The following is a 1063-nucleotide window of genomic DNA, read 5'->3' as shown; positions in this document are numbered from 1 at the left end:
TAACGCCCGCTTAAGTGGTGAGCAACGCTACCACAACACTTAATAATTACACCGTAAACACAAATGCTAATTCAGACCAAAACCGCCGAGCGTTGCGAATCCGTCTTAAAGCGTTTGTTAGCCGTAATGTGCCTCTCTATGACAATTTGGACATAGTGCTTTTACATTTTCAACGGTATCACTACCACCATCCTTTAATGGTATTACATGATGAACCTCTAAGTAAGGGAGTCCTGTCGATGACGAAATAAATGGAGCGTCGTGTTTACATTGTTCACAAACTCCTTTTGCTCTATTCAGTGCAAAAGCGACTATAGCAGGGTCTCGAGCATATTGATAAGCAGTCACCTCCCTGAGGCTTGGTGCTTGATTTCCTTTTGGTTTTTTCTTTTTCCTTAGTTTATTTAGAACTTCATTTTGGAACGCCGAAGTATCTAAGAATGCTTCATCATCAGAAGATAGCTTGCCCGTAACAAATGAGCTGATGGTACTCAATTTTTGCACTTCATGATTGTGCAGATTAGATAAATCTGGATGACTTAAAACCCTTTCCAACGCTCCTATATTAATCTCTTTTACAGGACCTCGAATCCATTGAATTTCATCATGCAAAATTGTTTCACGAGCATTGCTCAATGACTTGGAAAACAACAAGGACATCGTATCTGCGCAAGAATAATGACAAAGTAAATCTGGTGCATTTTTATCAGACGATAGATTCAGCCGGTTGACTTCACCTGAGTAAACACAGCCCACCTGAATCCCTACAATTCTATCTTGAGCCTCTTTTGCTGTTTTAGCAGTAATAGTGATTAAACAAAAAGGATTACCATCTCTTAAAGAAGCAGAGTGCCTCGGAGGCAGATAACCCCTAACAGTTCCACGTTCAGAAAGAAAGTTCACTGCCTCATGGAATCCATTCATTGGTGATTCTGAGTGAATTTTATTGTATTCACTTTTGGTCGGATACTTTGAGTATTGACCATGCTCTCTTGTATCAGGGTTTAATCGTACAACATAGATCTTCATCGTTTCTCCAATTACGGCTAACGCCCTGTTAAGG

The 1063-nt window shown here is 40.1% G+C and carries 1 protein-coding gene; it reads right to left on the bottom strand.

Annotated elements, in window-relative coordinates:
* Positions 1–117: 117 nt before the first annotated feature.
* On the bottom strand, positions 118–1063 hold a 946-nt coding region (locus BIW15_RS25235; RefSeq protein ID WP_373270268.1), incomplete at its 5' end, for an HNH endonuclease.

The sequence above is a fragment of the Vibrio sp. SALL6 genome (assembly GCF_002002385.1).
GTDB lineage: Bacteria > Pseudomonadota > Gammaproteobacteria > Enterobacterales > Vibrionaceae > Vibrio > Vibrio parahaemolyticus.
This window is presented reverse-complemented; position numbering and strand designations above follow the sequence as displayed.